Genomic DNA, 24,269 nt, shown 5'->3' on the forward strand with positions numbered 1-24,269 from the left:
GAGATCACATTATTCCTGTGGGAGCGGGTTCACCCGCGAAAGGGCCAGAACAGGCAGTGCATAAGCTCAGGCAGCTCGCGCCTGCCGCCGTGGCGCCAGCTCAACTTCTTCAACCCCGAACAACGCCAGCTGAATAGCCTGCTGCGCCTGCAACGCCAGCACCGCACGCTCCTTGCCCACGCTACCAATCGGCGGCAACAGGTGGATGCACACCTCGCCCCGCGGCTGGGCAAACAGGCGCATCAGGTGCGATACCAGGTCATCGTCACCGATGAACGGCGCAATCGGGTCGATCTGGCCATCACGCAAGTACTGGATAGCCACCGGCTGCACCGCCACGCCACGGTCGATGGCGCCTGCCAGCAGGCGGCCGTGGAAGGTGCGCAGGGTGCGCCCGCTGGTAGTGGTGCCTTCGGGGAAGATCAGCAGCGGGCGGGCCAGGCCCAGTTGCCCGGCAATCTGCTCACGCAGGCGTTGGCTGTCCCCCCCGCCACGGCGAATGAACAGCGTACCGGCTTTTTCCGCCAGCCAGCCGGCCACCGGCCAATGGCGCACTTCGGCCTTGGACAGGAACGACAGCGGCAGCAGCATGCCGAGCAGGGGGATATCGGTCCAGGAAACATGATTGCTGACCCACAGCATCGGCCGCTGCGGCAGCTCGCCCACCACCCGCACGTTGAAGGGCAGGGCCGCGACCATGCGTTTCATGAACAGGCAGGTCCAGCGCTGGCGGCGTTCGATGGGGGCCTTGAAGCCCAGGCGCTCGCCCAGGGCGATCACACTGGCCATCAGCATGCCCAGCGCCAGTACCAGCAGCAGTCGTGTCAGGCGGGCCATTACCCGCAGCTTCGGCATCAGACCGCCGCCTTGAAGTGGCGGGCGTAGCGCGGGCACAGTTCGTCGCGCTTGAGCAGGATGAACACATCGGCGACCTGGAAGTCCTCGTCCCAGCACGGCTCGCCGCAGATCTTCGCGCCCAGGCGCATGTAAGCCTTGAGCAGTGGTGGCATTTCGGCGATCACATTGCCGGGCAGGGCCAGGCTTGGCAGTGGGTTCTTCGGCTCGGCACGCAAGTGCTCGGTGCACAGGTAGCGGTCGCGCAGGCGCTGCATCACCGCATGGGCCTGCACGCCACCGTCCTGCATGGGGATGCTGGCACAGCCCATCAGGTAGCTGTAGCCGCCTTCGTTGAGGACCTCGGCCAGCTCGCCCCAGAGTACGGCGATGGTGCCGCCGTTGCGGTAGTCGGCGGCTACGCAAGTACGGCCCAGTTCAAGGATCGGGCCTTGCAGCTGCAACAGGCCATGCAGGCTGAATTCTTCTTCGCTGTAGAAGCGGCCCAGGCTGCTGGCGGCCTGGTGGTCGAGCAGGCGGGTGGTGGCAACCAGCTCGCCAGTGCTCAGGTCACGAACGCCAATGTGGCGGCAGTGCACGTCGTAGTCGTCCATGTCCAGGCCGTGCTCGGCACCTTTGAGCTTGGCCTTGAATTCTGCGCTGAACACTTTGTAGCGCAGGGCCTGGGCCTCTTGCAGGGCCGCGGCGCCGACCAGGCGTTCGGCTTGCAGACGGCGTTCAGTGCTGTTGTCGCCAGAGTGAGCGATCCGAGTCATTGCGAGTCTCCATAAGCCAGCCATGAAGGGTTGCGGCCGGTCGGCTTTGTTGTGCAAAGTCAGCCTAGGTAGACGGGGTGTCACCCCCGTGAATATTTGGTGATGCTTGCGTGACACCCTCCCCAAACGCCTCAGCAAGGAGCTGTTCAATGGCCTGGTTGCAACGACTCAACGACCCGCTTCGCCAAGCGCTGGCGGGGACCCTGGGCGAAACCTATGCCGCGCTGCTCGAGCGCCTCGGCCCGGTTGCCCCGTTCGAACTGGCCGCCCTCGGCGGGCGCGCGATGGCCACCCCGGGGCTGGCCTTTCTGGTGGGTTACCAGGCCGCCTTGCGCGTGCTGTGGCCCAGCGCGCCGCTCAGCCTCGGCGCCCTGTGTGCCACCGAGCGGCGCAGTGTGCGGCCGGCCGACATGCGCACGCGTCTGGACGGCTTGCGGCTGACGGGCAGCAAGGATTTCGTCACGGCGGGCCTGGACGCGGAGTGGCTACTGGTGGCGGCGCGCAGTGAAGCGGCGGGCGCTGCGCCGCAGCTGAACCTGGCGGTGGTCTACCCCGGGGAGCCGGGGGTGACGCTGGAGCCATTGCCGACCCTGCCGCTGATGCCAGAGGTGGGCCATGGCCGTTTGCTGCTGGAGCAGGCCGCGTGCGAGTTGCTGGCCGGCGATGGTTGGGATGCCTATGTGAAGCCGTTCCGCTCGCTGGAGGACCTGTACGTGCTCACGGCGTTGACCGGCTGGCTTTATGGCGTGGGGCAGGAATGCGCCTGGCCGCAGGGTTTGCGCCTGCAATTGCTTGGGTTGTTGGCCGGGTGTGCCGAGGGCAGCCGGCAGTGCGCCGATAGCGTGGGTTGCCATTTGTTGCTGGGTGGGTTGTTTGCGCAGTTCCAGGCGTTGCGGGGGGAGATTGATGCGGCGCTGGCGGCGGGGCCTGCACATTGGGCAGAGATCTGGCAGCGCGACCAGGGGGTGATGGCGCTGGCAGCGGCGGCGCGGGAGAAGCGGCTGAACAAGGCTTGGGCTGCTGCGGGATTGTCATGAGCGCCTGATAGGTTTGCGTTAACCGATGAACCCTGGGGCTGCGCAGCAGCCCCAAAAATTGCGAGCCAGAACCAGGATGCTGAAAAGTCTGCTACTGCTTTTTTGCATGACCATGACAACCGTCCAAGCTGAAGACTGGCCTGATCCCGACTGGCACAACGCCCCGGCCACCCTCAACTGGCAAGCAGTCGACGCCTACGCCTTCCCCACACCCACTACCCCCGAGCGCAGTGGCATCCGCACCGACGCCCTGCTGATCATCCGCGACGGCCGCATCCTCCACGAGCGCTATGCCGCCCCCACCACCGCAGCCACTGCGCACCTGACCTGGTCGGTAAGCAAGAGCGTACTCGCCACGCTATTGGGGGTAGCCCAGGGCGAAGGCCGCTTCCAGTTGCAAGACGCGGCAAGCCGCTTCTACCCACCCATGGATACCCATCCTGACGTGCGCATGGCCGACCTGCTGCACTGGGCCAGTGGCCTGGACTGGCAGGAAGACTACGAATACGCCCCGCTCAAGTCCTCGGTGGTGGCCATGCTGTATACCCGTGGCCGCGAGGACATGGCCGCCTACACGGCAGCGCAGGGGACGGCGGCCAGCCCCGGCCAGCGTTTTCGCTATTCCAGTGGCGACAGCAACCTGCTGGCCGCTGCACTGCGCGGCATGCTCGGTGCCGGGCAGTATTCCGATTACCCCTGGCACGCGCTGTTCACCCCATTGGGTATCGACAGTGCGGTGTGGGAGCGTGACCGGGCGGGCACCTACGTGGGCTCCTCCTATCTGTACCTTAGCGCCCGCGACCTGGCACGCATCGGCCTGCTGATGCAGCGCGAAGGGCGCTGGCAGGGCCGGCAACTGCTGCCTGAAGCCTGGGTAGCCTTCAACCGCACGCCGTTTACCCAGGCCCAACCCATGCCTGGCGAGGCCAACCCCGGTGGCCATTGGTGGCTCAACCAGCCGCTGGCCGGCGCCGCACGGCCTTGGCCGAGCGCGCCGGCAGACACCTACGCTGCCTTGGGGCATTGGGGCCAGGCGCTGTACGTGCTGCCCGCGCAAAAACTGGTGATCGTGCGCTATGCCGATGACCGCGACGGCAGTTTCCAGCACGACGAACTGCTCAAACGGGTGCTGGCGGCATTGGCCGGGGAGGGCGCATGAAGCGGGTCTTGTTGCTGGTGCTGCTGGGGCTGTTGTACTGGGCCTGGCACGAACGCCAGGCCCTGGCCGACTTCCCCGGCATCCTCTCGGCCTACTCGGCCAAGGAGTACTGCTCGTGCCGCTTCGTCATGGGCTTCGAGCAGGCCTACTGCCAGGGCTACGTCAGGCAATGGCTGCCGCTGAGCAGGCTGGAGGAAAACAGCCCACAGCGGCAGGTCACCGCCGAAGGCCTGGGCCGGCGCAACCAGGCTGCCTGGCAAGGCCCGCGCGAGGGCTGCCGCTTGCTGCCGTGAAGGCGGGCGGGTAAGGTTGGCGGCCTGGTTTCACGAGATCTGTCATGTTCAAGCTGCCCCGTCTGTTGCCCGCCTTGTTGCTGGCTTTGTGCCTGCCCGCCCACGCCAATTGGCACCTCGATGGCGAATCGTCGCGCCTGTCGTTCATTACCGGCAAGAACGGTGAAACCGCCGAAGTGCACCGCTTCCTGGTGCTGCATGGCTCGGTCGACCGCAAAGGCGTGGCGGGCTTGAGCATCGAGATGGACTCGGTGAGCAGCGGCATTCCGCTGCGTGACGAGCAAATGCGCGACAACCTGTTCGAGGTCGAGCGCTTCGCCGAGGCCACAGTGAAGGCGCAGATCGATCTGCGGCCGATCAACGACCTGGCCGACGGTGCGCAGATCGAGTTGCGCCTGCCGCTAACGGTCACCCTGCATGGCAGGTCGCACAGCTACAACGCCCTGTTGCTGGCCACCCGCCTGGATGCGCGGCGCTTCCAGGTAGTGACCCTCGAGCCATTGGTGCTGCGCGCCGGGGATTTCGGTTTGCTGCCGGGGCTGGAAAGCCTGCGCAAGTTTGCCAAGTTGAAGTCCATCAACCCGTCGGTGCCGGTTAGCGCGGTGCTGATCTTCACCGCCCGCTGACATGCCGGGGCCGGTCTTCCCCTGGCGGGATGGCAACCAGTTCGAACTGCTGATCGACGGCCCCGAGTTCTTTCCGCGCATGCTCATGGCGATCATGCGCGCCGAGTTCCAGGTCGACCTGGAGCTGTACCTGGTCGAAGCCGGTGCTTGCGCCGAGGCGGTGGTCGAAGCGCTGGAGCAGGCCGCCCGGCGTGGCGTGCGCGTGCGCTGCCTGTTCGACGACTACGGCTCGCTGGCTTTCAACAGTGCCCTGCGCCAGCGCCTGCTGGAAGCCGGTGTGTACCTGCGCTGGTACAACCGCCTGCGCTGGAAGCGCGGCCTGCGCAACCTGTACCGCGATCACCGCAAGCTGCTGCTGGTGGATGAACGTTGGGCAGCGGTAGGCGGCACGGGGGTTACCGACGAGTTCTGGACCCCGGGTGAGGCGACCAGTGAATGGCACGAAGTGATGGTGCAGATGCAGGGGCCGGTGGTGAACGACTGGCAATTGCTGTTCGACCGCCAGTGGCACGCCAACAACCGCCGCACTGCCTGGCGCCCGGCCGAGGGCTTCGGCCTGCCGCGCCTGCCCAAGGTGCCTGCGCAGGGGCAGGGCATGGGCCGGGTAGCCTATGCCGACGCCCGCCAGCATCAGGACATCTTGCATGCGCTTGTGCGTGCGCTGAACAGTGGCAAGCAACGCGTGTGGCTGGCCACGCCGTATTTTCTGCCGACCTGGAGCGTGCGCCGTTCGTTGCGCCGCGCCGCCAGCAAGGGCCTGGATGTGCGCTTGCTGCTCACCGGCCCGCGCACCGACCACCCGTCGGTGCGCTACGCCGGGCACCGTTACTACCCGCGGTTGTTGCGTGCCGGGGTGCGCATTTTCGAGTACCAGCCGTGCTTCCTGCACTTGAAGATGGCCGTGGTCGACGACTGGGTCAGCGTCGGTTCGTGCAACTTCGACCACTGGAACCTGCGTTTCAACCTTGAAGCCAACATCGAGGCGCTGGACCCGCCTTTGACGGCTGCAGTGGTCGCCAGTTTCGAGCGCGACTTCGCCCTCAGCGAGGAAATCGACCTTGCCCACTGGCATGCCCGGCCGCTGTGGCGGCGGGTCAAGCAGCGGCTATGGGGGTGGCTCGATCGCCTGGTGGTCAACCTGCTCGACCGCCGCGACTGATAGCGACTATCGTGCAATGACTGTTCACAGGCAATGGAAGGAGTGGATGCGATGACGGCGAAGAAAATTCTCATGCTGGTCGGCGATTACGTCGAGGATTACGAGGCGATGGTGCCGTTCCAGGCGCTGAGCATGGTCGGGCATACGGTGCATGCGGTGTGCCCGGAAAAGGTCGCGGGGCAGACCGTGCGTACGGCGATCCATGATTTCGAGGGTGAACAGACCTACAGCGAGAAGCCTGGGCATAACTTTGCCCTGAATTATGACTTTGTTCGGGTGCGGCCCGAGAGTTACGACGCGTTGCTGATCCCCGGTGGCCGCGCACCGGAGTACCTGCGCCTGGATGAGAAGGTGCTGGAGCTGGTGCGGGCGTTCGACCAGGCTGGCAAGCCGATTGCGGCGGTGTGCCATGGCGCACAATTGCTGGCGGCGGCTGGCGTGCTGGAAGGGCGCGAATGCAGCGCATACCCGGCGTGTGCGCCGGAAGTGCGCCTGGCGGGTGGCAAGTTCATCGATATCGCAGTGGACCAGGCGCATGTGGATGGCAACCTGGTGACCGCGCCCGCGTGGCCAGCGCACCCGGCGTGGCTGGCAGCCTTCCTCAAGGTGCTGGGTACCCGTATTGCCTGACCGGCCCTCTTCGCGGGTGAACCCGCTCCCACAGGATCACCACAAATTCCAAAACCTGTGCAATCCCTATGGGAGCGGGTTTACCCGCGAAAGGGCCTTTGCAGGCAATACAGCGCAACCAGGCTTAACCCACCTGCTCAACCCAGTCATTGAGGTTGTAGTAGTTGGTCACCCGGGCAATCTTGCCGCAGTGGATGTAGAAGAACGCCCCCGCCGGTAGCACGTAGGTCTGCCCATTGGCCGCCGGCAACCCTTCGTCATCGGCCAGATACTGCCCATGCACGGTAAATTCCGCCGCCGCGCGGCTGCCATCGGCGTTTTGCATCACCACGATATCGGCCAGGCGCTCGCGGTAGCAGCGGTTCATCTTGTCCATGAACGCTGCGAACCTGGCCTTGCCCATTTGCCGCTCACCCTGGTTGATGTCGTGGATCACGTCCTCGCTGAGCAGCGCCAGAAAGCCTGGCATGTCACCGGCGTTGAAGGCGGCGTAGTAAGCATTTACCAGTTCGGTAGCGGTCATGGAACAATACCTGTCGTGTAGGGAAAAGGCGGGTCGTTGCCTCGGATGATAGGGTTTCCCCTCAAGCCCGGCTTAGCCGAGCGCGTCATCCACATCGACAAAACGACCGCCAAGCATGGAAATACGCCTGTTGCACGGCGCCGCTATCGCGCCTTACATCGATGACCTCGCTCGCCTGCGCCTTACCGTGTTCCGCGAGTTTCCCTACCTCTACGACGGCACCCCGGAGTACGAGGCCGACTACCTGGCCAGCTATGCCCGCTCCGGGCGCAGCCTGGTGGTGCTGGCGCTGGACGACGGCAAGGTAGTTGGCGCCTCGACCGGCCTGCCACTGGTGGACACTGCCCCCGAGTTCCAGCAGCCGTTCCTGGCGCAGGGGCGCGACCCGGCCAGCGTGTATTACTTCGGTGAGTCGCTGGTATTGCCGGAATACCGCGGCCAGGGCCTGGGCGTGCGCTTCTTCATTGAACGCGAGTCCTACGCGCACAAACTGGCCGAGTTCGATTACTGCGCGTTTTGCGCGGTCGAGCGGCCAGGCGTGCACCCACGCCGGCCTGCGGACTACAAGCCGTTGCACGGCTTCTGGCGTAACCGTGGCTTCCTGCATGACCCGTCGCTGCGCACCAGCTTCGCCTGGCGCGACCTGGACGAGGCGCAAAGCTCCGACAAGCTGATGTCGTTCTGGCTCAAGGAACTGCCAATATGATCCGCCTGGCAGCCTGCCAGTACGCCATCGAGCTGCATGAAACCTGGGATGCCTACGCCGACCACCTGCAGGGCCTGTGCGCCGAAGCGGTGGAGGCGGGGGCCAGCCTATTGTTGCTGCCGGAGTACGCCGGGCTGGTGCTCAGCGGCCAGTTGAGTGCCGAGCAGCGGGGTGACCTGAAGGCTTCGATCGCCGGCATCCAGCCGTTGATCGAGCCATGGAAGGCACTGTGCGAGAGCATTGCCAGGCGCTGGGGGATCTACCTGCAACCCGGTAGCGTGCCTGTGCTGGACGGCGATGGGCAGTACCGCAACCGTGCCTGGCTGTTCGGCCCCAAGGGCCTGCTGGGCTACCAGGACAAGCTGATGATGACCCGTTTCGAGCGCGAGCAGTGGGAGATTACCGCAGGCCAGGGCCTGCAAGTGTTCGACACGGAGCTGGGGCGCCTGGGCATTCTGATCTGCTACGACAACGAGTTCCCGATGCTGGCCAGGCGCCTGGCCGAGGCGGGTGCCGATCTGATCCTGGCGCCGAGCTGCACCGATACCGAGGCGGGCTACCATCGGGTGCGTATCGGCGCCCAGGCGCGGGCGCTGGAGAACCAGATTGCGGTATTGCAGAGCCCTACGGTAGGGCTGGCGCCATGGTCGCCGGCGTTGGACGAGAACATGGGGCGGGCAGGGTTGTTCGTGCCACCGGATCACGGGATGCCGGGGGATGGGGTGGTGGCCTTGAGTGAGGAACTGAGCCCTGCCACTAGCCAGTGGCTGGTGTGTGACGTGGACCTGGAGGAAGTGCGGCGGGTGAGGCGGGAAGGGCAGGTGTTTACCCGCAGGGACTGGCCGGAGCAGTTCGAAAGAATTGTGTAGAACAGGTTCGGCCTCTTCGCGGGTAAACCCGCTCCCACTGGAGGATTGCGATCCCAAGTGGGAGCGGGCTCATCGAGGCGTCGAACCGCCGCGAAGGGGCCGACACTGTTACATCAGGTTTACTTCACTTCGACTGCCAGGCTCTCGGCAATCTTGCTCTGCCACAGGGCAGGGCCAGTGATGTGTACCGATTCACCGTTGCTGTCGACGGCGACGGTTACCGGCATGTCCTTGACCTCGAACTCGTAGATCGCTTCCATGCCCAGCTCGGCGAAGGCCAGGACCTTCGACTTGCGGATGGCCTGGGCCACCAGGTAGGCAGCGCCACCAACGGCCATCAGGTACACGGCCTTGTTGTCCTTGATCGCTTCGATGGCGGTCGGGCCGCGCTCGGACTTGCCGATCATGCCCAGCAGGCCAGTCTGCTCAAGGATCTGGCGAGTGAACTTGTCCATGCGGGTAGCGGTGGTCGGGCCAGCCGGGCCTACCACTTCGTCACCAACCGGGTCGACCGGGCCAACGTAGTAGATGAAGCGGCCTTTCAGGTCTACCGGCAGCTCTTCGCCACGGTTGAGCATTTCGACCATGCGCTTGTGCGCGGCATCGCGGCCGGTCAGCATCTTGCCGTTGAGCAGGATGGTTTCGCCCGGCTTCCAGCTGGCGACTTCTTCCGGGGTGATGTCGTCGAGGTTGACGCGACGGGCGCTCGGGCCGGCTTCCCAGACGATTTCCGGGTAGGCGTCCAGCGACGGTGCTTCCAGCTCGGCCGGGCCGGAACCATCGAGCACGAAGTGGGCGTGGCGGGTGGCAGCGCAGTTGGGGATCATGCACACCGGCAGGGAGGCGGCGTGGGTCGGGTAGTCCATGATCTTGACGTCGAGCACGGTGGTCAGGCCACCCAGGCCCTGGGCGCCGATGCCCAGCTGGTTGACCTTGTCGAACAGCTCCAGGCGGATTTCTTCCAGGCGGTTCTGTGGGCCACGGGCTTTCAGCTCATGGATGTCGATGGATTCCATCAACACTTCCTTGGCCATTACTGCGGCCTTCTCGGCGGTACCGCCGATGCCGATGCCGAGCATGCCAGGCGGGCACCAGCCAGCGCCCATGGTCGGCACGGTCTTCAGTACCCAGTCGACGATCGAGTCGGACGGGTTGAGCATGGCCATCTTCGACTTGTTCTCCGAGCCGCCGCCCTTGGCTGCGACATCGACCTCGACCTTGTCGCCGGGGACGATGGAGTAGTGGATCACTGCCGGGGTGTTGTCCTTGGTGTTCTTGCGGGCACCGGCCGGGTCGGCCAGGATCGAAGCGCGCAGGACGTTTTCAGGCAGGTTGTAGGCGCGACGCACACCTTCGTTGATCATGTCGTCGACGCTCAGGGTGGCGCCGTCCCAGCGCACGTCCATGCCCACGCGCACGAACACGGTAACGATACCGGTGTCCTGGCAGATCGGGCGGTGGCCGGTGGCGCACATGCGCGAGTTGATCAGGATCTGGGCAATGGAATCGCGTGCAGCAGGCGACTCTTCACGCAGATAGGCCTCGTGCATGGCCTGGATGAAATCGACGGGGTGGTAGTACGAGATGAATTGCAGGGCGTCGGCGACGCTCTGAATCAGGTCGTCTTGCTTGATCACGGTCATGCAGCGCGCTCCTCTTAAAGACGGGAACATTCATAGAGACGCTCGACGGAGCCGACCAGCATGTCGAAACGCCTTGCAAAGGCGCGCCGGCAGCATGGCCGACGCAAAAGGGCGCGGCAGTATAGCGTGCCTCACCGCGTGAAACACCTGCGAGTGGTCTGGACCATGGTCGGTTGGGGGCAGGCATCCTTTTTGCTGCTGGCTCTTGTGATTGGCCTTAATATCGATTGGGGCGCAAAGCACCCCCCAACAATCAAGAGCTGGAAGAGAAAGCTGAACATGCCCGAACTTTGCGTGGGCGAGCGCCGCTGGGCGGTGCCGGCCGGCAGCAACCTGCTCGATGCCCTGAATGAGGCCGGGCTGAATGTGCCCTACAGTTGCCGCGCCGGCAGCTGCCATGCCTGCCTGGTGCATTGCCTGGCCGGGCAACCGCTGGATGCCTTGCCCGAGGCCCTGGCCCTGGACAAGCTTGCCCAGGGCTGGCGCCTGGCCTGCCAATGCCGGGTGGTCGAGGATTTGCGCGTGGCGCTGTTCGACCCACAGCAGGACGGCGTGCCGGCCCAGGTCGGTGCACTGGACTGGTTCGGCGATGTATTGCGCCTGCGGCTGCGGCCCGAGCGGGCGATGCGTTATCAGGCGGGGCAGCATGTGGTGCTGTGGAATGGCGCGCTAGCGCGGCCTTATTCGCTGGCAAGCCTGCCGGGTGAGGACGATTTCCTCGAGTTTCATATCGACTGCCAACGCCCCGGCGCCTTTTGTGACAAGGCCCGTAGCTTGCAGCCGGGTGATGTGTTGCGCCTGGGCGAACTCAGGGGCGGAGCCTTGCATTACGACCCGGACTGGCAGGAGCGGCCGCTGTGGTTGCTGGCAGCGGGTACCGGCTTGGCACCATTGTGGGGCATCTTGCGCGAGGCCTTGCGGCAGGGGCATCGGGGGGAGATTCGGGTGCTGCATGTGGCGCGGGGTCAGGCCGGGCATTATCTGGCGGAGCCGCTGCTGAAGCTGCCAGGCGTGAATGTCGAGCTGGTGCTGGTGGAGCAGATGGATGAAGCGCTGGCCGGGTTGCGGCCTTCGTCACGGCAGACCGTAGCGTTGTTGTGCGGGGCGCCGGGGAGTGTCGAGCGGTTTGCCCGGCGGCTGTTCATTGCCGGAGTGCCGCGGGGGCAGGTGTTTGCTGATGTGTTCGTTGAACATGTCTGAGTAAGCGGGGGAGGGCTTTGCCCTCCAATCGCGACACAAGGCCGCTCCTACATCGGGCGGTATACGACATACCTTTGTGGGAGTGGCCTTGCGTCGCGATAGGGCCGCAAAGCGGCCCTCTTTGGAGCAGATCAGCCGACCAGCGGATCACCGACATGCAGGATCTTCATGCCGTTGGTGCCACCGATGGTGTGGTAGCTGTCACCCTTGGTCAAGATCACCCAGTCACCTTGCTCCACCAGGCCGCGCTTGAGCAGCTCGTCAACGGCTGCCTGGCTGACCTTGTCGGCCGGCAGCGAAGCCGGGTCGAAGGCAATCGGGTAGACGCCACGGAACATGTTGGCCCGGGCCTGGGTGGCGCGGTGCGGCGAGAGGGCGAAGATCGGCACATGCGAACGCAGGCGCGACATGATCAGCGGCGTGTAGCCGCTTTCGGTCAGGGCGATGATCGCCTTCACGCCCGGGAAGTGGTTGGCGGTATACATGGCCGCCAGGGCGATGCTTTCGTCGCAGCGCTCGAAGGTGGTGTGCAGGCGGTGGCTGGACTTCTGGCTGGTCGGGTGCTTCTCGGCGCCCGAGCAGATACGGGCCATGGCCTGTACGGCTTCGATCGGGTAGGAACCGGCGGCGCTTTCGGCCGACAGCATCACCGCGTCGGTGTTGTCGAGCACGGCGTTGGCCACGTCGGACACTTCGGCACGGGTCGGCATCGGGTTCTGGATCATCGACTCCATCATCTGGGTCGCCACGATCACCGCCTTGTTGTTGCGGCGAGCGTGCTGGATGATCTTCTTCTGGATGGCGATCAGCTCGGCGTCGCCGATTTCCACGCCCAGGTCACCACGGGCAACCATGACGGCGTCGGAGGCGAGGATCAGCTTGTCGAGGGTCTCGTCGTCGGCCACTGCTTCGGCGCGTTCGATCTTGGCTACCAGCCAGGCGCTGCCGCCGGCTTCGTCACGCAGCTTGCGCGCGTATTCCATGTCGCTGGCGTCACGCGGGAACGAAACAGCCAGGTAGTCCAGGTCCATTTCCGCGGCCAGCTTGATGTCGGCCTTGTCTTTTTCGGTCAGGGCCGGTGCGGTCAGGCCGCCACCTTTGCGGTTGATGCCTTTGTGGTCCGACAGCGGGCCGCCGATGATCACCACGCAGTGCAGGGCGTCTGCGGTGGCGGTCTCGACGCGCATGACCACGCGGCCATCGTCGAGCAGCAGTTCGTCACCAACGCCGCAGTCCTTGACCAGGTCGGGGTAGTCGATACCGACGATATCCTGGTTGCCTTCGGTCAGCGGGTGGGCGGTGGAGAAGGTGAACTTGTCACCAATCTTCAATTCGATGCGCTTGTTGGCGAACTTGGCGATGCGGATCTTCGGACCCTGCAGGTCGCCCAGCAATGCAACATGGCGGCCGTTCTTGGCGGCGATGTCACGGATCAGGCGCGCGCGGGCCTTGTGCTCGTCCGGAGTGCCGTGGGAGAAGTTCAGGCGTGCCACGTCCAGGCCGGCGAGGATCAGCTGTTCGATCACTTCCGGCGAGTTGCTGGCGGGGCCAAGGGTGGCGACGATTTTGGTACGGCGGATGCTCATGCACAGACTCCTATAGTGAAGCGCAGCGAAAGGCTACTCCTGAATCTCGCTGTAGTCATTGTTCCGTTGCACTACCTGCGACCAAGGCAGGGTGGCATTTGAACGGGCAGGGTATCCTTGCAAAAGGGTGTGAAGATTTATCGGCTTTGGCCGATACACAGGCATCAAAGGAGATCCCCATGCGAGCCCTGATCGTTTTAGCCCTGGCGGCCAGCGCCGTCGGCTGTACCCGCTGGTCCATGGACCACCACCTGAACAATGCCTATCGCGCCTACGACCGTGGCGACTGCTCACGGGTCATGCTCGAGCTGTCGCAGGTCGATCGCACCAGCCGTTCGCGGCCGTTCATCCACCCCGAAGTGTCGCTGCTGCGTGGCCAGTGCCTGGAGCGCCAGGCGCTATACGTGGATGCCGCGCAGACCTACCGGTACCTGATCCAGCAGTACCCAGGCAACGAGTATGCCTATCGTGCCCAGGCGCGCCTGCAGACCCTGGAAAAACTTGGCCATTTGCGCGGCGGTGAAGCGGCCGTGGCCAGCCCGGTGACGACCGCACCTTGGCGCTAACACCAAGGTGTGGTTTATTTCACGAGATTTGCTGCGCGCGCTGCGCTAATCTGTAACTCAGCTGTTACAACAACCGCCAGTACCTTGTATTCCTGGCACCAGGTACGGAATACACTCGCGATCATGTTCAACAAGCGCCATATCGAACGTCATCAGTTGCCTTGTGTCCTCAAGGTGTTCAACCGCTTTACCGGTCAGGAGATTGGTCAGCTGGGCAATGCCTCCGAGGATGGCTTGATGGTCATCAGCCAGCTGCCTGTGCTGGTCGGGCCCGATTACGAACTGCAACTGCGCATGCCGCTGGTCGGCGGCGGGCACCAGTTCGTCAACCTCACCGCCAGCTGCCTGTGGTGCCGCGAAGACCAGACCCCAGGGCACTACGATTCGGGCTTCATGCTATTGCAGGCACCGCGTGAGTACGATGATTTCGTCCGCTCGCTGCGCGACTATTTCAGCTTCCGGCCCGCCAACGCTTCCGTCTGAGCCTTGGTTTCCCGGAATCGCGCTAGAATCGGGTCGACCTCGATACAGGACGACCCCGTGACCTCAAGCATTTTCTGGCACGACTACGAAACCACCGGCATCAATCCGCGCTGCGACCGGCCGCTGCAGGTGGCCGGTGTGCGCACAGACTTCGACCTCAACGAGATCGACGAGCCGATCAGCCTTTATTGCCGGCCCTCCGACGACATCCTGCCGCACCCTGCTGCCTGCCTGGTGACAGGCATCACCCCGCAGTTGCTGGCCGAGCAGGGCCTGTGCGAAGCCGAGTTCATGACCCGGGTGCATGCACAGTTGGCGCAGCCGGGTACTTGTGGCGCTGGCTACAACACCCTGCGCTTCGACGATGAAGTGACCCGCTACAGTTTGTACCGCAACTTTTTCGACCCCTATGCCCGCGAATGGCAGGGCGGCAACAGCCGCTGGGATTTGATCGACATCGTGCGCACGGCCTATGCGCTGCGCCCGGACGGCATTCAATGGCCACAGCAGGACGGGCGCACCAGCCTGCGCCTGGAGCTGTTGAGCAAGGCCAACGGCATAGACCACGGGCATGCCCACGAAGCGCTTTCCGACGTGCGGGCAACCATCGCCCTGGCCCGTCTGATTCGGCAGAAACAGCCCAAGTTATATGACTGGCTGTTCCAGTTGCGCAGCAAGCATAAAGTGATGGAGCAGATCCGTCTGTTGCAGCCACTGGTGCATATATCCGGGCGCTTTTCGGCAGCGCGTAATTACCTGGGTGTCGTATTGCCATTGGCCTGGCACCCGCGTAATCGCAATGCACTGATTGTGTGCGACCTGCATCAGGAAACCCTACCATTGCTACGGGAAAGTGCTGAAGTTTTGCGTCAGCGTTTGTATACCCGTCACGAAGAATTGGCCGAAGGCGAATTACCGGTGCCGCTCAAACTGGTGCAGATCAATCGTTGCCCGGTACTGGCGCCACTCTCTGTATTGCGCCCGGCCGATCAGCAACGGTTGGGGCTGGACTTGACGTTGTTACAATTACGCGGCGAGCAGTTGGCCAATCAACAGGCGCAATGGCAAGACAAGCTGGAGCACATCTACGGCAAGGAAGACTTCACCCCGAGTGAAGATCCGGAACAACAGTTGTATGACGGTTTTGTGGGTGACCGTGACCGGCGCTTATGCGAGCAAGTGCGTGTGCTGGAACCGGCGCAGTTGGGCCGTGGGCACTGGATGTTCGATGACTCGCGCTTGCCCGAACTGTTGTTCCGCTATCGGGCGCGTAACTTCCCCGAGACCTTGACCCATGAAGAGCGGCAACGCTGGTATGGCTTCTGCCAGCAGCGCCTGAGCGACCCGCAGTGGGGCGCACCGAATACGCTGGGCGACTTCGAGCAGGCGCGCCAGCAAGCCTGGGAGGGCGCCGACGAGGCGGGCCGGCGTGTGCTGGAGGCTTGGCAACTGCATGCCCGGCAATTGCAGACACAATTTGCAATTGACTGAAAACCGGGCAAACAAAAACGCCGGCAATGCGCCGGCGTTTTTGTTGCGATAAGCAAGAGGCGTATGCGGACAATCAGTCCAGCAGGGTAGCCCAGCTTTCAACCACGTCGCCGCCCCAAGTGGCTTTCCACTCTTTCAGGGTCTTGTGGTTGCCGCCTTTGGTTTCGATCACTTCACCATTGTGCGGGTTCTTGTATTGCTTGACCTTGCGCGCACGCTTGGTGGCAACAGTCTTGACCGCACCACGAGGTGCCTTGCTCAGTTTCGACTCAGGGTCGAGCAGGGCAATCACGTCGCGCAGCGATTTGGAGTACTCGCCCATCAGCGTGCGCAGTTTGCCTTCGAACTCCAGTTCTTTCTTCAGTTTGTCATCCTGCGACAGGTTGGCCAGGCGAGCTTGAAGTTCCTTGATGGCCTCTTCGGTGGCGCGGTACTCGTTGATCAGGGACATGGAGTGTTCCTTAATGCGTGTTCAGAAATGTGTGGGGCAATAATAGACAGGCGATACTCGCAAGTAAACATATTATTGGGCAGTTAACTGTTAATTAAGCTGTGACAATATTTCTCTACGTGAACAAAAATTTACATTTAACCCTGCATTTCGTCATGTCTGTCAGAGAGTGCGCACGCAGTGCAAGGTGACCTACACAGGCCATGGCGGCAGCGATCAATACTGCGTTTTTCCTGGCGGGCCGCTAGAATGAGCGCCTTTGCGAAGTTCTGGAGTCTCATTCATGCGCACCTATCGTCTGGTGATCGCCTGCCCCGACCGTGTTGGCATCGTGGCGAAAGTCAGTAATTTCCTGGCCTTGTACAATGGCTGGATCAACGAAGCCAGCCACCACTCGGATGAGCAGAGTGGTTGGTTCTTCATGCGTCATGAAATCCGCGCTGAATCGCTGCCGTTTGGTATCGAGGCCTTCCGTGAGGCGTTTGCGCCGATCGCCGAAGAGTTTTCCATGACCTGGCGCGTTACCGACTCGGCGCAGAAAAAGCGCGTGGTGCTGATGGCCAGCCGTGAGTCGCATTGCCTGGCCGACCTGCTGCACCGCTGGCACACCGATGAGCTGGACTGCGAGATCCCTTGCGTGGTTTCCAACCACAACGACCTGCGCAGCATGGTCGAGTGGCACGGTATTCCGTTCTTCCATGTGCCGGTCGACCCCAAGGACAAGGCCCCGGCCTTTGCCGAAGTGTCGCGCCTGGTGCAGGAGCACGCCGCCGACGTGGTGGTGCTGGCCCGCTACATGCAAATCCTGCCGCCACAACTGTGCCGGGACTATGCCGAGAAGGTGATCAACATCCACCACAGCTTCCTGCCATCGTTCGTGGGTGCCAAGCCGTACCACCAGGCTGCCCTGCGGGGTGTGAAGCTGATCGGCGCAACTTGCCACTACGTTACTGAAGAGCTGGACGCCGGCCCGATCATCGAGCAGGACGTGGTGCGTGTCAGCCATGCCGACAGCATCGAAGACATGGTTCGCTTTGGTCGTGACGTGGAGAAGATGGTGCTGGCCCGTGGCCTGCGCTATCACCTGGAAGACCGCGTTCTTGTGCATGGCAACAAGACTGTGGTGTTTGACTGATACAGTCGGGTTGCCTGTGAGATTTTGGGGCTGCTTCGCAGCCCATCCGACCGGTCCGGCGCCCCGGCAAGGCCGCTCCTACAAGGTGTACGCCGTGCTTTGTGTAGGAGCGGCCTTGTGTCGCGATGGGGCGCAACGCGCCCCCGGCAATCTTGAAAGGAAAACCGATGGCCAAACAGCGCAACCAACCCACCGCTTCCCCCCCACCCACCCTGGGCGAAGGTTGCCTGGCCCGCTACGACCCTGAAGCCCTGGATGACACCGACGGCACCGACTTCCCTGGCGCCGCCGAACTCTGGCAGCAACTCAACCCGCCTGCCGCCGCCAGCGCTCCAGCAAAGGACGCGCCAGCAGGCACACAAACACCGGCCCACCCGCCAGCAAATAAAAGTAGTAAGTAACCGCCCGCCATATCAGGATCGCCGCAGCCGCGGTCGAACTGCCCACCAATGGCGTCAGCAGGCTGGCCGAAGTCAGCTCGGCAGCACCGGCGCCGCCCGGTAGCAGGCTGAACTGGCCGGCACTGAGCGACAGCATTTGCACCAGAAAGCTTGGGATCCATGCCAGGTCCACCCCCAACCCTCTCAATACCAGGTACAGCACGCTGTAGCGCAGGCTCCAGTGCACGCAGGTAAGGGTGAACACCAGGGTCAGCGTACGTTTGGGCAAGCGCCAGGTCTGCGCCAGTGCGTCGATGAAGTGCAGCAGTTTGCGCGCCCAGCGGCGCTGGCGTTGCTGGCTGATGCCCAGGCGCCACAGTAGCTTGCCGTTGACGCGCATCACCGTGCGCCGGTAGCGCAGTAGCCCGACCACCCCGGCCAGTGCCGTGCACAGCAGTAACGCACTGCCCAGCAGCATGCCTTCCTGGTTGCGCCCCAGGCTGTGGAACAGCGCATAGCCGGCAATCGCCAGCATGGCGCAGAAGAAGAACAGCAGGTCGTTCAATTGGTCCATGGCAAACACGGCGCCGCTGCGTGCCGGGCCGATGCGCTCGCGGGCCAGCAGGGCCATCAGTGTCAGCGGCCCGCCACTGCCGCCGGGGGTGGTGCAGATGGCGAACTCGGTGGCCATCACCACGCCCAGGCTGCGCATGCGCCCAAGCCTTGCACCATGCTGGCCGAGCAACAGGCGCAGGCGAATGGCGTTGATGACCCAGCACAGCAGGATCATGCCCAACAGGGTTAGCATCAGGCTCGGGTCAAAGCGCTGCAGCCTCGGCAGCAGCTCACTGCCACCGAGCAAGGTCGGCACCAGCACGGCGGCGAGCAGTGCCAGGCCGAGCCAGGCCAGGCGGTTCATGCGTTGGCCTTGCGGTCCAGCCAGGCCGACTTGGTCAGTGGCTCGCGGCCTTGTGCCAGCAGGCTACACAAGGTGTTCAGCCAATAGTCGCGGGACGCGCGATGGCGCATGTCCACCGGGTGCAGGCCCAGGCGCAGGGTGTCGGCGTCGCGCCAGCGCCGGCACTGCCAGTCGCAGAGCACCTTGGACAGGCTGCGGCGCCAGGCACTGCGGGCACTCCACACCAGCCCCGGGGCCTCGATTGCGTTGAAGTCTGGCAGGCGGTACAGGTGCTGCGGCGTGCTGGTGTAGCGCAGGGGCAGGTGGCGCAACGCCTGGCGGGTGCCTTCGCTCATCAACCAGGCGGGCGCGACGAAGCCGGCCACCGGCCAGCCCTGGCGATCGAACAGCGCCAGGCCGCTCTCCAGGCGCTGCAACGCCTGCTGCTGGTCGAGGGCGTAGAACTCGCCTTCGTGGGTGTAGATGCGGCGCATGAAGTATTCACCTGGCGAACGCGGTGGTGGGCCGTTGTCGGCATGGTAGTAGCCATGCAGGGCCAGTTCGTCACCCTGGGCCAGGCGCCGTTCCAGCAGGCGACAAAAGGTAGGCGAGCGTTGCAGCGGGTTGCAGTGGTGAAAGTCCGGCACCACCAGCCAGGTCATGGGGATGCCGCCGATGGCGTCGATGGCCTGGACGAAGGGTTGGTAGTCTGGCCAGGTCTCGGGCGCGATATCGTGCAGCACCAGCATCAGGCTGCGCGATGCTGGCAGTGGCTCAGCCATGGGCGCGTACCTGCGGCTGGTGGCCGAGCACTGCCTGGTAATGCTGCAGCAGCCCGGTCACTACGTGGTCCCACGAATAATGCTGCTCCACATGGCGGCGGGCCTGCGCCCCGAGTTTGCGTATGCCTGCCTCGAATACCTCGCGCACGGCCGTCGCCATGGCCTGGCCATCGTTGGGGCGGCACAGGCGCCCGCACTGGTCGTTGACGATTTCACCAAAAGCACCGGCGCGTACGGCCACCACCGGTGTGGCGCTGGCCATGGCCTCGAGAATGACCAGGCCGAAGGTTTCCTGGTCGCCGGCGTGCACCAGCAGGTCGGCGCTGGCCATCAGCCGGGCGACTTCCGGCGCGGGGCAGAAATGGTCAATCACGCTGACGTTGGGCGGCACATTGGCCGGCATGTTCGAACCTACCAGCAGCAGGTGGTAGGCGCGGCCCAGCAGCTGCATGCAGTCGAGCAGCACCGGCAGGTTCTTCTCCCGCGAGCCGCGGCCCGCGTAGATCAACAGGCGGCTGGTGTCGGCAATGCCCAGTTCGGCGCGCAGGTGCGGGTCGCGTTGTTCTGGGTTGAAGGTGGCCAGGTCCACGCCCAGGCGCTGTACGTGCACGTCACCTATACCCAGGCGGCGCAGCTTGTCGGCCATGACCTGGCTGGGGGCCAGTACCCGGTCGAAGTTGCCGTAGAGCTTGCTGACATAGGCCTCTACATTGGGCGTGAACCAGTTGCCCATACGGTTGCTCACCAGCAAAGGCAGGTCGGAGTGGTAGAAACCGATCACGGGTACATCGAGCTGACGCCGCGCCTCCAACGCCGCCCAGGCGGTCAGGTAGGGGTCACCGACTTCGATCAGGTCGGGTTTGAGCGTGCGCAGCGTCTTGCACCAGGGGGCCAGGCGTACCGGAAAGCGGTAACCGTTGCCAAACGGCAATGGGGGGGCGGGTACCTGGTAGATGCCGTCGGCGTTCTGCGCGCTGGCACCGGGAATCAACAGGCTGTGGCGTACACCGTGGATGGCGTCTAGGCGGCGGTGTTTGGCATCAAGATAAGTACGTACGCCGCCGCTGGCCGGGGCGTAGAACATGGTGATGTCGGCGATGTGCACGATCAGCATCCCTCCGGGATCGTCTTCGGGTTCGTCATCCGGCGCTGGATTGCCGGCGATGACGCGCCTAAAGGTTGACCTTTATGAAGGATAGTTTGTTCGATCGGGGTTGGGCGGGGCAGGGCGGGGGATCGGTGTGGGCTTTTTCGCGGGCTTGCCCGTTCCCACAGGTAGGGCGCAAAGCTTCAGGCTTGTGCGGTCCCTGTGGGAGCGGGCGAGCCCGCGAAGCAGGCGGCGCGGTCTGTTCTTAGATGCGGAAGCTGCCCACCAGGTGCTTCAGGCGCCCGGCCTGCTGCTCAAGGTCGGAGCACGCGCGCAGGGTGGCCTGCAGGTTCTCCACACCTTCCTGGTTGAGCATGTTGATCTCGTTGATGTCCATGTTGATCGCTTCGACCACGGCGGTCTGCTCTTCGGTGGCGGTGGCCACCGACTGGTTCATGCCGTCGATCTCGCCGATGCGCACGGTAACGCTGTCCAGCCGCTCGCCGGCCTGGTTGGCGATCTGCACGCTGTCCTGGCTGTGGCGCTGGCTCTGGTCCATGGTCTCGACCGATTCGCGGGCACCAACCTGCAGTTCTTCGATCATGGTCTGTACCTGCTGCGCCGACTCCTGGGTGCGGTGCGCCAGGTTGCGCACTTCATCGGCAACCACGGCAAAACCACGCCCGGCTTCACCTGCACGTGCCGCTTCGATGGCGGCGTTCAGCGCCAGCAAGTTGGTTTGCTGGGAAATACTGGTAATCACCTCAAGGATCTGGCCGATGTTGACGGTCTTGTTGTTCAGCGTCTCGATGTGCGCGCTGGAGGTGACAATCAGGTCGGACAGGCGGTTCATCGCGGCAATGTTGCGCTCGACCACTTGCTGCCCTTCTTCAGCCAGCAAGCGCGCGGAGCTGGCATGCTGCGATGCCTGGGCGGCGTTGCCGGCGATTTCCTGGGCAGCGGCGCCCAGTTCGTTGATGGCGGCGGCCACGCTGTTGGTGCGGTTGGACTGCTCGTCAGAGTTGGTCATTGACGAGTTCGAGGCGCTGATGACCCGCAGGGCCACTTCATTGACCTGCTCGGTGGCCGAGGACACTTCGCGGATCGAGCTGTGAATGCGCTCGACGAAACGGTTGAAGGCGCTGCCCAGGATACCGAACTCGTCGTGGTTGTGGATGCGCAGGCGCTTGGTCAGGTCGCCTTCACCTTCGGCGATGTCTTCCATGGCGCGGGTCATGGTGTGCAGTGGCTGCATCAGCACGCGGATCAGCAGGCCGAGCAGGCCGATGATGATCACCACCGCCACGACCGTGGCGATCACCGCCGAAGTGCGGAAGGTGCTGAGCATCGAGAAGGCCTTGTCCTTGTCCACAGACAGGCCGATGTACCAATTGGCCGACGGCAGGCCGGTGATCGGGGTGAAGGTCAGCAGGCGGGCCTGGCCATCGCTCTGCACTTCGGTCAGCTCGCTGGTCAGCTTCGGTGTGTGCTGCGGGAACAGGTCCGACAGCGACTTCATCACCAGGTCTTTGTCCGGGTGCACCAGGATCTTGCCCTGGTCGTTGACCAGGAAGGCGTAGCCCATGCCGCCGAAATTCAGCGAGTTGATGATCTGCACCAGGCCGTCCAGGGCCAGGTCGCCACCCACCACGCCAACACTGCTGTTCACCTTGCTGAGGATGCCGATGACCATCTTGTTGGTGGTCATGTCGATGTACGGCTCGGTCAGGATCGCCCCGTTGGCATTCATGCCATCTTTGTACCAGGGGCGAGTGCGCGGGTCATAGCCGTCGGGCATTTTCGAGTCAGGGCGCACGCTGAAACCGCCATCGACCTTGCCCAGGTAAACAGTGAGGAAGCTGGAGATCAGCGCATTCTGGCCCATCAGGGTTTCAGCGTTGGCTGGGTTCTGGGCAATGTTCTGCGCCAGGTTTTCCACCAGTTTGATACGCCCTTCGAACAGGTTGCGGATGTTGGTCGAAGTGGAGGTGCCCATTTCAGCCAGATAGTTTTCCAGGTCCTCGCGGATCGCATTACGCTGGAGGTAATCGTTGTAGAGGGTGAAAAGGCTGAAGGCGAGTATCACGATCAGTGATGCCGCCAAAAGAATCTTGTGGCTGAAACGAAGGCTTTTGTTCATGGCGTTAATCGGTTCCGCTAAGGTTTTATATCAGGCGTTCGCACGAGTGGAGCCGCAAGGCTGTGCAACATCCCGAAAAGTCCCTTTTCGGTTGTTCCTCTCTATTAAGGCGAATATCACCCAAAGGTATCGGCCGAATTAAGCTAAAGCTTGAGCAGAGGATTAAAGAGATGTCGGAATCTTCGACCATCGTTGTAGGTGCAGGCCCGGATGGCCAGCCTGTGGGGCAAGCAATGCGGCTGGCCAACCGCCATGGCCTGGTAGCGGGCGCGACGGGTACTGGCAAGACCGTCACCCTGCAGCACCTGGCGGAAGCGTTCAGCGATGCGGGGGTGGCCGTGTTCGCGGCCGATGTCAAAGGCGACCTGTGTGGCTTGGGTGCTGCTGGTGCACCGCAGGGCAAGGTGGCCGAGCGTATTGCCAGCATGCCCTGGCTGGGGCACGCGCCCCGGGCCTACCCGGTAAGCCTATGGGATATCGCCGGGCAAGCCGGCCACCCACTGCGCACCACGCTCAGTGAAATGGGGCCGCTGTTGCTGGGCAACTTGCTGGAGCTGACCGATAGCCAACAGGCGGCGCTGTACGCGGCGTTCAAGGTGGCCGACCGTGAAGGCCTGTTGCTGCTCGACCTCAAGGACCTCAAGGCCCTGCTCGCGCACCTGAAGGACAACCCGCAATTGCTGGGTGAAGACAGCGCGCTGATGACTACGGCCTCCACCCAGGCCTTGCTGCGCCGGCTGGCGACCCTGGAGCAGCAGGGCGCCGAGGCGCTGTTCGGCGAGCCGGCATTGCAGCTGGAGGACCTGCTGCGCCCGGACCCGGATGGCCGTGGCCGTATTCACCTGCTCGATGCCAGCCGGCTGGTGCATGAGGCACCCAAGGTGTATGCGACCTTCTTGCTGTGGCTGCTGGCTGAACTGTTTGAGCAGTTACCCGAGCGTGGCGATGCCGACAAGCCAGTGCTGGCCTTGTTCTTCGATGAAGCGCACTTGCTGTTCAACGGCACACCCAAGGCGTTGCAGGACCGCCTGGAACAGGTGGTGCGGCTGATCCGATCCAAGGGCGTGGGGGTGTACTTCGTTACCCAGTCGCCAGGAGACTTGCCCGATGCGGTGCTGGCGCAGTTGGGCCTGCGCATTCAGCACGGCTTGCGGGCGTTTACCGCCAAGGAGCAGAAATCGCTGCGGGCGGTGGCCGATGGCTTCCGCCCCAACCCGGCGTTCGACACCCTGGCGGTGCTGACCGAACTGGGGATTGGCGAGGCACTGGTCGGTACGCTGGAAGAGAAGGGCACGCCGGCCATGGTGCAGCGGGTGCAGGTTGCGCCACCACAGTCACGTATCGGGCCGTTGAGTGCGGCTGAGCGTAGTGCGTTGATTGCCGCCTCGCCGTTGGCGGGGCGCTATGACAAACCGGTGGACCGTGAGTCGGCCTATGAAATGCTGACCATGCGTAAAGGCGAGGCGGTGGAGCCGGCGCCGCAACCAAAGGCGGATGAAGACAGCTTTGCCGACAAGGCGGGTGATTTCTTGCAGAGTGCGGCGGGGCAGGCGATCAAGTCGGCGGTGCGCCAGGCGGCCAACCAGTTGGGGCGGCAGTTGGTGCGCGGTTTGATGGGGTCGTTGTTGGGGGGCAAGAAAAAGTAGCCAGCCTGAAGGCCGCTCCTACAAGGGGATCGCGTCAGGCACAAAAAAGGCGCCCGAACAGACTGTGTGAAAACCTAGCAATCTGCCCGGCCCTTTAAGAGAATGCTCCGTATCGAAAGATACGGAGCATTTTTCGTTATGGCCTACATACAAGGAGAGTCCCGCAGCC

At 63.6% G+C, this 24,269-nt stretch carries 24 protein-coding genes; 14 read left to right on the forward strand and 10 right to left on the reverse strand.

The annotated features are described in order from the left end of the window. Positions 1–66: 66 nt before the first annotated feature. Together ABE456_RS02155 and olsB are read right to left on the reverse strand one after the other, a co-directional pair. On the reverse strand, positions 67–855 hold the full coding sequence (locus tag ABE456_RS02155) for a lysophospholipid acyltransferase family protein (protein ID WP_346642513.1): 789 nt from the start codon (positions 853–855) through the stop codon (positions 67–69). Then, the gene (gene olsB / locus ABE456_RS02160; RefSeq protein ID WP_346642514.1) at positions 855–1,610 is read right to left on the reverse strand and encodes an L-ornithine N(alpha)-acyltransferase; all 756 of its coding nucleotides are present in this window, start codon (positions 1,608–1,610) and stop codon (positions 855–857) included. The genes ABE456_RS02155 and olsB overlap by 1 nt, the downstream gene beginning before the upstream one ends. Positions 1,611–1,759: 149 nt before the next feature. On the opposite strand from olsB, the gene ABE456_RS02165 reads away from it, so the two are divergent. From ABE456_RS02165 to ABE456_RS02190, 6 genes are all read left to right on the forward strand, one after another. Beyond that, positions 1,760–2,647, forward strand: a complete 888-nt coding sequence (locus ABE456_RS02165; protein WP_346642515.1) for an acyl-CoA dehydrogenase — start codon at positions 1,760–1,762, stop codon at positions 2,645–2,647. Positions 2,648–2,723: 76 nt separating this feature from the next. Beyond that, a complete protein-coding gene (locus tag ABE456_RS02170) occupies positions 2,724–3,806 on the forward strand; it encodes a serine hydrolase (RefSeq protein ID WP_346642516.1) in 1,083 nt (360 codons plus the stop codon). After that, complete coding sequence (locus tag ABE456_RS02175) at positions 3,803–4,099, forward strand: amidase (RefSeq protein ID WP_346642517.1); 297 nt, start codon at positions 3,803–3,805, stop codon at positions 4,097–4,099. Before ABE456_RS02170 ends, ABE456_RS02175 begins: the two co-directional genes overlap by 4 nt. Before the next feature lie 44 nt (positions 4,100–4,143). Further along, positions 4,144–4,725 (forward strand): YceI family protein, encoded by a 582-nt coding sequence (locus ABE456_RS02180; protein ID WP_346642518.1) that lies wholly within the window; start codon positions 4,144–4,146, stop codon positions 4,723–4,725. 1 nt (position 4,726) lies between these two features. Then, positions 4,727–5,884 (forward strand): phosphatidylserine/phosphatidylglycerophosphate/cardiolipin synthase family protein, encoded by a 1,158-nt coding sequence (locus tag ABE456_RS02185; RefSeq protein ID WP_346642519.1) that lies wholly within the window; start codon positions 4,727–4,729, stop codon positions 5,882–5,884. Between the two features lie 51 nt (positions 5,885–5,935). Continuing rightward, positions 5,936–6,514, forward strand: a complete 579-nt coding sequence (locus ABE456_RS02190) for a DJ-1/PfpI family protein (RefSeq protein ID WP_346642520.1) — start codon at positions 5,936–5,938, stop codon at positions 6,512–6,514. A 124-nt stretch (positions 6,515–6,638) separates the two neighbouring features. Here ABE456_RS02190 and ABE456_RS02195 read toward each other — a convergent pair whose 3' ends face one another. Next, positions 6,639–7,037, reverse strand: coding sequence for a nuclear transport factor 2 family protein (locus tag ABE456_RS02195; RefSeq protein ID WP_346642521.1), 399 nt, complete (start codon positions 7,035–7,037; stop codon positions 6,639–6,641). Between the two features lie 115 nt (positions 7,038–7,152). Here ABE456_RS02195 and ABE456_RS02200 point away from each other — a divergent pair, with 115 nt between their 5' ends. Further along, a complete protein-coding gene (locus ABE456_RS02200) occupies positions 7,153–7,743 on the forward strand; it encodes a GNAT family N-acetyltransferase (protein WP_346642522.1) in 591 nt (196 codons plus the stop codon). Next, positions 7,740–8,612 (forward strand): carbon-nitrogen hydrolase family protein, encoded by an 873-nt coding sequence (locus ABE456_RS02205; RefSeq protein WP_346642523.1) that lies wholly within the window; start codon positions 7,740–7,742, stop codon positions 8,610–8,612. Before ABE456_RS02200 ends, ABE456_RS02205 begins: the two co-directional genes overlap by 4 nt. 119 nt (positions 8,613–8,731) lie before the next feature. On the opposite strand, the gene ABE456_RS02210 is transcribed toward ABE456_RS02205, so the two are convergent. Beyond that, the gene (locus ABE456_RS02210) at positions 8,732–10,255 is read right to left on the reverse strand and encodes a fumarate hydratase (RefSeq protein ID WP_346642524.1); all 1,524 of its coding nucleotides are present in this window, start codon (positions 10,253–10,255) and stop codon (positions 8,732–8,734) included. A gap of 279 nt (positions 10,256–10,534) precedes the next feature. Here ABE456_RS02210 and ABE456_RS02215 point away from each other — a divergent pair, with 279 nt between their 5' ends. Further along, positions 10,535–11,455, forward strand: a complete 921-nt coding sequence (locus ABE456_RS02215) for an iron-sulfur-binding ferredoxin reductase (RefSeq protein WP_346642525.1) — start codon at positions 10,535–10,537, stop codon at positions 11,453–11,455. Between the two features lie 131 nt (positions 11,456–11,586). On the opposite strand, the gene pyk is transcribed toward ABE456_RS02215, so the two are convergent. Then, positions 11,587–13,041 carry a pyruvate kinase gene (gene pyk / locus ABE456_RS02220; RefSeq protein WP_110635940.1) on the reverse strand — a complete coding sequence of 485 codons (1,455 nt, stop codon included), beginning with the start codon at positions 13,039–13,041 and terminating at the stop codon, positions 11,587–11,589. Positions 13,042–13,220: 179 nt separating this feature from the next. On the opposite strand from pyk, the gene ABE456_RS02225 reads away from it, so the two are divergent. From ABE456_RS02225 to sbcB, 3 genes are all read left to right on the forward strand, one after another. Continuing rightward, positions 13,221–13,607 carry a tetratricopeptide repeat protein gene (locus ABE456_RS02225; protein ID WP_346642526.1) on the forward strand — a complete coding sequence of 129 codons (387 nt, stop codon included), beginning with the start codon at positions 13,221–13,223 and terminating at the stop codon, positions 13,605–13,607. Positions 13,608–13,730: 123 nt separating this feature from the next. Further along, positions 13,731–14,090, forward strand: coding sequence for a PilZ domain-containing protein (locus ABE456_RS02230; protein WP_346642527.1), 360 nt, complete (start codon positions 13,731–13,733; stop codon positions 14,088–14,090). 57 nt (positions 14,091–14,147) lie between these two features. Then, the gene (sbcB, locus tag ABE456_RS02235) at positions 14,148–15,581 is read left to right on the forward strand and encodes an exodeoxyribonuclease I (protein ID WP_346642528.1); all 1,434 of its coding nucleotides are present in this window, start codon (positions 14,148–14,150) and stop codon (positions 15,579–15,581) included. A gap of 73 nt (positions 15,582–15,654) precedes the next feature. On the opposite strand, the gene mvaT is transcribed toward sbcB, so the two are convergent. After that, positions 15,655–16,032, reverse strand: coding sequence for a histone-like nucleoid-structuring protein MvaT (mvaT, locus tag ABE456_RS02240; RefSeq protein ID WP_346642529.1), 378 nt, complete (start codon positions 16,030–16,032; stop codon positions 15,655–15,657). Between the two features lie 283 nt (positions 16,033–16,315). On the opposite strand from mvaT, the gene purU reads away from it, so the two are divergent. Continuing rightward, on the forward strand, positions 16,316–17,167 hold the full coding sequence (gene purU / locus ABE456_RS02245) for a formyltetrahydrofolate deformylase (RefSeq protein WP_346642530.1): 852 nt from the start codon (positions 16,316–16,318) through the stop codon (positions 17,165–17,167). Positions 17,168–17,473: 306 nt separating this feature from the next. On the opposite strand, the gene ABE456_RS02250 is transcribed toward purU, so the two are convergent. From ABE456_RS02250 to ABE456_RS02265, 4 genes are all read right to left on the reverse strand, one after another. After that, complete coding sequence (locus tag ABE456_RS02250) at positions 17,474–18,466, reverse strand: lysylphosphatidylglycerol synthase transmembrane domain-containing protein (protein WP_346642531.1); 993 nt, start codon at positions 18,464–18,466, stop codon at positions 17,474–17,476. Beyond that, positions 18,463–19,227: a DUF2334 domain-containing protein gene (locus tag ABE456_RS02255; protein WP_346642532.1), complete on the reverse strand. Its 765-nt coding sequence runs from the start codon at positions 19,225–19,227 to the stop codon at positions 18,463–18,465. The genes ABE456_RS02250 and ABE456_RS02255 overlap by 4 nt, the downstream gene beginning before the upstream one ends. Then, complete coding sequence (locus ABE456_RS02260) at positions 19,220–20,341, reverse strand: glycosyltransferase family 1 protein (RefSeq protein ID WP_346642533.1); 1,122 nt, start codon at positions 20,339–20,341, stop codon at positions 19,220–19,222. The genes ABE456_RS02255 and ABE456_RS02260 overlap by 8 nt, the downstream gene beginning before the upstream one ends. Positions 20,342–20,579: 238 nt before the next feature. Continuing rightward, positions 20,580–22,454, reverse strand: a complete 1,875-nt coding sequence (locus ABE456_RS02265) for a methyl-accepting chemotaxis protein (RefSeq protein ID WP_346642534.1) — start codon at positions 22,452–22,454, stop codon at positions 20,580–20,582. Positions 22,455–22,624: 170 nt separating this feature from the next. On the opposite strand from ABE456_RS02265, the gene ABE456_RS02270 reads away from it, so the two are divergent. Further along, on the forward strand, positions 22,625–24,100 hold the full coding sequence (locus tag ABE456_RS02270; RefSeq protein ID WP_346642535.1) for a helicase HerA-like domain-containing protein: 1,476 nt from the start codon (positions 22,625–22,627) through the stop codon (positions 24,098–24,100). Positions 24,101–24,269 lie beyond the last annotated feature (169 nt).

This window comes from Pseudomonas sp. TWI929, assembly GCF_039673335.1.
GTDB lineage: Bacteria > Pseudomonadota > Gammaproteobacteria > Pseudomonadales > Pseudomonadaceae > Aquipseudomonas.